The organism is Halochromatium sp. (assembly GCF_054919635.1).
Genome location: NZ_JBUDPI010000288.1, coordinates 1 through 4862 on the forward strand (window position 1 = coordinate 1; position 4862 = coordinate 4862).

5 protein-coding genes are annotated in these 4862 nt (G+C 63.3%); 2 read left to right on the top strand and 3 right to left on the bottom strand.

The genetic code is table 11. The features are described 5' to 3' along the window. Window positions 1–1111 (bottom strand): transglutaminase family protein (locus ACY693_RS15000; protein WP_462322621.1); only part of this gene is annotated, 1111 nt, incomplete at its 3' end. Window positions 1112–1444: 333 nt separating this feature from the next. On the opposite strand from ACY693_RS15000, the gene ACY693_RS15005 reads away from it, so the two are divergent. Then, complete coding sequence (locus ACY693_RS15005; protein WP_462322622.1) at window positions 1445–1732, top strand: hypothetical protein; 288 nt, start codon at window positions 1445–1447, stop codon at window positions 1730–1732. Window positions 1733–1807: 75 nt separating this feature from the next. Here the strand turns inward: ACY693_RS15005 and ACY693_RS15010 are convergent, their stop codons facing one another. Both ACY693_RS15010 and ACY693_RS15015 read right to left on the bottom strand, forming a co-directional pair. Then, entirely contained in the window at window positions 1808–2797 is a 990-nt protein-coding gene (locus tag ACY693_RS15010; RefSeq protein ID WP_462322623.1) for a response regulator, read from the bottom strand. Window positions 2798–2865: 68 nt separating this feature from the next. Next, window positions 2866–3732, bottom strand: a complete 867-nt coding sequence (locus tag ACY693_RS15015; protein ID WP_462322624.1) for an ATP-binding protein — start codon at window positions 3730–3732, stop codon at window positions 2866–2868. 238 nt (window positions 3733–3970) lie between these two features. On the opposite strand from ACY693_RS15015, the gene ACY693_RS15020 reads away from it, so the two are divergent. Beyond that, window positions 3971–4862 (top strand): vWA domain-containing protein (locus ACY693_RS15020; RefSeq protein WP_462322625.1); only part of this gene is annotated, 892 nt, incomplete at its 3' end.

A 4862-nucleotide genomic window follows, 5' to 3' on the forward strand; every position in this document is an offset into this window, starting at 1 on the left:
CGAACTGGTGCTTCAGCCGCAGCAGCAGATCCTCGGCCAGGCCCTTCTTGGTCGGCCCCAGCGCGGCGATATTCCACTCGGCACCGTCCATATCGTCGATCGAGACGAAGGTCGGCTCGCCCCCCATGGTCAGACGCACGTCCTGCGCCTGCAGCTCGGCATCCACGGCGTGCCCCAGCGATTCAATATCCGCCCACTGCTCGTCGGTATAGGGCTTGGTGACCCGCGGGTCCTCGTGGATGCGCTTGACCCGATTATGGAAGTAGAACTCGACCTCGCACTCGTCGGTCGCACCGGTGATGGGCGCCGCCGAGACCGGGTCCGGCGTGCAGGCGAGCGGGATATGGCCCTCGCCGGCGAACAGCCCTGAGGTTGGATCGAGACCAACCCAGCCCGCCCCTGGGATGTAGACCTCGGCCCAGGCATGCAGATCGGTAAAGTCCTGCTCTGGCCCGCTGGGACCATCGAGCGCCTTCACATCGGCGGTCAGCTGCACCAGGTAGCCGGACACGAACCGTGCCGCCAAGCCCAACCGGCGGAACGTCTGCACCAAGAGCCAGGCGGTATCGCGACAGGAGCCGCGGCCCAGGGTCAGCGTCTCCTCGCTGCTCTGGATACCGGTTTCCATGCGCACCACGTAACCGGTCTTCTCCTGCAGTCGCTTGTTCAGATCGACCAAGAAGTAGACCGTCTCGCGCCGGCTGCAATCGATGCTCTCGACCCAGGCGTCGAACCTCGTTCCGCTGTCCTTGATCTGCAGATAGGGCGCCAGCTCCTTGGTCAGCTGCGCGTCGTAGGTGAAAGGATAGTGGTAGGCAGACTCATCGACGAAGAAGTCGAACGGATTGATGGTGATCATCTCCGCGATCACATCGACCTCAACGCTCAATGTCTTGGCCTTCTCCGGAAAGACCAAACGGGCCAGATAGTTGCCGAAGGGGTCCTGCTGCCAGTTGAGAAAATGCTCGCTCGGCTCGACGCGTAGCGAGTAGGAGTGGATCGGCGTGCGGCAATGCGCCGCAGGGCGCAGCCGGACCGTATGCGGGGCAAGCGCCACCGATCGATCGAAGCGATATTCGGTCTTGTGATTGAGCGCAACCAGGATGGCCATGGATGGCGTGGCTCCTAAGGGGCAGAGCGAGCGGGATGTGCGCTGTACTTTACCTTGAAAAGGCCTCCTCGGCGCCATCGAGGCCGAGTCGCAGGCAACCCAACTCGACCCAACCGAGATTCGCCACGGGCTGGAGAAGACTCAAGCGACCCAAGCGACCCAAGCGGCTGAAGCGCCTGATTCCGCTCCCTGGGCAATCGACTTGCCATCGAGAGCCGCGGCGATCCATGCGGATACAACATCGCTGTATCGAGAGACATAGCGTTCGCGAGACGCGTGCAGCCGGCATCCGTATCATATTGAGTCGCAACCCCCTCAACTCAGAGCATCCGTATGACTGCTGCCGCTTTCCGCCCACCACCTGGCGGCCTCTTCTTGCTGCTGCTGCCGTTGCTCCTGCTCGGCCTGCACTACGGTTACGAGGCCTACATCGCTGACGCCTGCCTCGAGCGCGGCGGCTCCTTCGACTACGAGACCTGGACCTGCTCGCTCAGCGCCCAGTTCGACGCTGCCCGACCCTACCTGCATCGGCACTGGGGCAAAGCAGTAATCGCGTTGAGCTTCTCGCTCAGTGGCTTGATCGTGCTGCTGTGGAGCTGGTTGCGGCATCGTCGCCGCTGATCAAGCGACCAGTGCGAAGGCGGAGCAATGATGGCGCAGCACGACGACGGTCTTTTCGCCAACGGAAAGCGTTTGTCACTTTTTCTCCCGAGCATCCCAAGTCGCCTTGACCTCCAAGAGACGCGGCAAAATGTCCGCGAAGCACTCGATCAGGCGCGGCTCGAAATGGCTTCCGCTGCTCTCGTGGATGACCGCTAGCGCCGTCTCCACCGGCCAGGCCTCTTTGTAGGGTCGCTGCATGGTGCGGGCGTCGAAGACGTCCGCCACAGCGACGATGTGGGCTGATTCCGGGATGGCCTCAGCGACCAGACCATCAGGATAGCCGCTACCGTCCCAGCGCTCGTGATGACGCAGCGCGATCTCGGCGGCAAGCTGGAGCAGAGGCGCATTGCTCATGCGCAGGATATCGTGCCCGATCTGGGAATGGGTCTTCATCACCGTCCAATCCTCGGCGGTCAACTTGCCCGGCTTGCGCAGGATCGCACCAGGGATGCCGATCTTGCCCATATCGTGCATCGGAGCGGCCTGCTCCAGCTGTTGGCAGGACGCGGACTCCCAACCGCAGGCACTGGCGAGCTCGCACGCATAACTGGCCATGCGCCAGATGTGCACGCCGGTATCGGTATCGTTGTAGTGTCCCGCACAGCCGAGCATCGAGAGGGCATCTTGATAGCTCCGTTGGAGTCGTGAGGACTGAACCAGCGACAGATGGCTCCGAACGCGCGCCCGCACGATGGGCGCTGAGATGGGCTTGACGATATAGTCGACCCCGCCTGCCTCGAAGCCCTCCGCCTCGTTGCCCGTGTCAGCCAGCCCGGTGACGAAGATGACCGGGATCGACTCGGTCGTCGGGTCCGCCTTGAGCCTCCTGCAGACGGCATAGCCGTCCATGTCCGGAATCTGGATGTCGAGTAGGATCAGCGCTGGGCGCAGCTTCGCTGTGACGGCCAAGGCCTCAGCGCCATTGCGCGCGAACAGCAAGCGATAATCGTCGCCGAGCACCTGGCGCATGGCTGCCAGGTTCTGCGGCTGATCGTCGACGACGAGGATCGGCCCCGCGGTCATGGCGGAGTCTCCGCCTCGAGCGGCTGCTCCAGTGTCTCCTGTGCAACCCGCTCGAAGGGCAGCTCGAATCAGAAGGTACTGCCTTGCCCAGGCGTGCTCTCGAGGCCCATCTGCCCGCCCATCAGCTCGACCAGCCGGCGGCAGATCGCCAGCCCCAGCCCGGAGCCGCCAAAGCGCCGCGTCGTCGAGGCATCGGCCTGGCTGAAGGGCTGGAACAGGCGTCTTTGGGTCTCGTCATCGATGCCGATGCCGGTGTCGCGCACGCTGAAGCGCAACCGCACCCGCGTCCTTTCAATCTCGACCGGATCGGCCCGCACCTCGACCTGACCGGTGTCGGTGAACTTGATCGCGTTGTTGGTCAGATTGATCAGGATCTGATCTAGGCGCAGCGGATCACCGCGCAGCGGCCAGTCGCAGCACCGCGGCGGGACGACGATCAGCTCCAAGGCTTGCCCCTGATCCTTGGCCTCCGCGGCTGGTCCCATCAAGGTCGTCAGGTTGTCCAGCACGCTACTGAGCCGGAATATCGCATGCTCGAACTCGATCTTGCCGGACTCAATCTTGGACAGGTCAAGGATATCGTCGACGATGCCGAGCAGATTCTGGCCGGATTCATGGATCTTGCGCGCCAGCTCGCGCGCATCGTCGGGCAGCTGCCGGCGCTCGAGCAGATAGGCGAGCCCGAGGATGGCGTTCATCGGGGTGCGGATCTCGTGGCTCATGTTGGCCAAGAAGGCGCTCTTGGCCTGGGTCGCGGCTTGAGCTCGCTGGAGGGCCTCTCTGAGCTCGGAGGCGCGCACGGCCACCCGCGCCTCTAGGCGCTGAACAAGCTCGAGCGCCGCCAAACCATCGCAACCGGGCAGCCGATCGTTGGCGATGACGAGATCCCAGACACGCCTGGGCAGGAGCTTCCGCAGCTGCGCCGCCGTTTCCACGCGCCGATGTTGGACCGAGTAACCCGCCTGCTCCAGCTCATCGAGAACGGAAAGCTAGGTCTCGGTGCAGTCCTCGATCAATAGAAGTCGCAGTCGTGTCTGATCCAATTCGCTCATTCAGCTCTTCCATCGGCCCGGCTAGGCGATGCTCTGAGACTGCTTTATGGTAGCGCCTCTTCAGCGACCAACCTTAGGGCTGGCTCAACGAGGCAAGACGGCCCTAGGATAAGATACCAAGATGACCTATCTCGACAAGGGGGGATCGATACCCATGCTGACCCATCGACGAAAACTCCTAGACCATCGCTGCCTGCAGGGGCTACTCGCCCTGTTACTCGTGCCGTTGCTCGCGCTAGCAAGCGCCGCACAGGCTCAAACAGAGGCCGTGCCACAGAGCTCGCTCGGACGCACTGTCCTGGTCCTGGATGCATCAGGCTCGATGTGGCAGCAGATCGGCGATGAGCACAAGATCACCATCGCCCGCGACGTCGTCAGCCAGCTTCTCGATAATCTACCCAGCGAGCGTGCGCTCGGGCTCTGGGCTTACGGTCACAACCGCAAGGGGGACTGCGAGGACATCGCCGAGCTGGTTCCGGCAGGCACCGGTAACCGAGAGGCTATTCGATCAGCGGTTGAGCAGATCAATCCGAAAGGCAAGACGCCGCTGTCCGATGCGGTCAGGCAGGCGGCAGAGTCGCTTCGATACGAGGAAAACCCAGCGACTGTGGTGCTCATCTCGGACGGCCGCGAGACCTGTGATCGCGATCCCTGCGCCGTCGCCGATGCACTCGAGACCGCCGGCGTCGATTTTACCACGCACGTGATCGGCTTCGACGTCAGCGCGCCGGAAGATCAGGCGCAGCTGCGCTGCTTGGCCGAGAATACGGGTGGTAGCTTCCGGATGGCGGCCGACGCAGCGGGCTTGAAGGACGCTCTGGTGGAGGTGACTGCAGCACCGGAGCCGGAGCCGGAGCCCGAGCCGCAAGCACCACAAATCACTCTCAGCGCTCCGGAGACGGCACCAACCGGCTCCTGGGTTCCAGTCGAGCGCAGCGAGACCGTTGCCAATACGGACTACATCACCATCGTTGCGCGCGACGCCAAGGACGACGAGGTCGGCAACTATCGCC